This window comes from Pseudoflavonifractor capillosus (assembly GCF_016899775.1).
GTDB lineage: Bacteria > Bacillota > Clostridia > Oscillospirales > Oscillospiraceae > Lawsonibacter.
Genome location: NZ_JACJJE010000134.1, coordinates 1 through 1199, shown reverse-complemented (window position 1 = coordinate 1199; position 1199 = coordinate 1). Strand labels below are relative to the sequence as shown.

Annotated in this window: 1 protein-coding gene and 1 pseudogene; both read left to right on the top strand. The window is 55.4% G+C overall.

Annotated elements, in window-relative coordinates; all coding sequences use genetic code 11:
• A pseudogene (locus H6B31_RS16640) lies at positions 1 to 476 on the top strand (recombinase family protein); the annotation flags it as partial.
• A gap of 4 nt (positions 477 to 480) precedes the next feature.
• Positions 481 to 1199 (top strand): metallophosphoesterase family protein (locus H6B31_RS16635; protein WP_204899518.1); only part of this gene is annotated, 719 nt, incomplete at its 3' end.

Here is a 1199-nt window from a genome sequence, read left to right as displayed (position 1 = left end):
AGGCAATTCTGGGAGCCATCAATGCATCTATGGACAACCGAACCGTGCTGGAAAGCCGAATCACGGCGGTTATGGAACAGGAATTGCTGCCCGTCGCCGGAGAAACCATGAGCCTGGCCGATGTGGAACGGGCTCTGGAGGATCTGGGGGGACAGTTTGATAGTCTTCTGAAAGAGGCCGCATCTCCTGAACGTCAAGAGGAATATACCGAGCGCTTCCGTGCGGTATCTACCTCCATGGCCGAATTGAAGAACCGGAGAGAGCGCCTCAAAGCAATCTATCAGGAAAATGAGAAGGCATCCCAACGGCTCCAGGCGATCTCTGCCGCATTGGAAGGAGCTTCCGCCGATATCACGGAGTGGGACGAGAGCACGGTCTATCAGCTGCTGGAAAAGGTCACGGTCCTATCTAAGGACAGAATCCGAGTGACCTTCCGGAGTGGCTTGGAGATAGAGCAAAACATAAAGGAGGATTAGATACATGGTATTTATAACAGGCGATTGCCACGGAAACTTCCGGCGGTTCGGCCGCAGGTACTTCCCAGAGCAGGAAGCTATGGATCGGGATGACTACATAATAGTGGCGGGCGATTTCGGAGGGGTATGGGCCGACACGCCGGAGGAAAACTACTGGCTGGACTGGCTGGAGCAGCGGCCCTTCACAACCTTGTTCGTGGATGGAAATCATGAAAATTTCCGCCGGCTGGATACATTCCCGGTCCGCACCTGGCGCGGAGGCTCCGTCCACCAGATCCGGCTCCATGTGCTCCATCTGATGCGCGGTCAGCTCTATGAAATCATGGGAAAGACCTTCTTCACTATGGGCGGGGCCAAGAGCCACGATGTGGAGGACGGCATCCTGGATCCAGCAGATCCGAACTTCCGTGCCCAGCAGAGCGCCCTAAAGCGCAGCGGTAGGAACAGGTTCCGGGTACTAGGCCGATCCTGGTGGCCGGAGGAGCTGCCCTCCGATGGAGAATACTATACCGCATTGAAAACGCTGGAGCGAACAAATTGGCATGTGGACTATGTGATCACCCACTGCGCCTCCACCAGCATCGCCCTGTCTATGAACCGTCACAACGAGGCAGACCATCTCACGGAATTTTTGGAGATGGTAGACCGGCGACTGGAATACGAATACTGGTTCTTTGGACACTTCCATGACAACCGCTCGGTGGACCAGAAACACATCCTGCT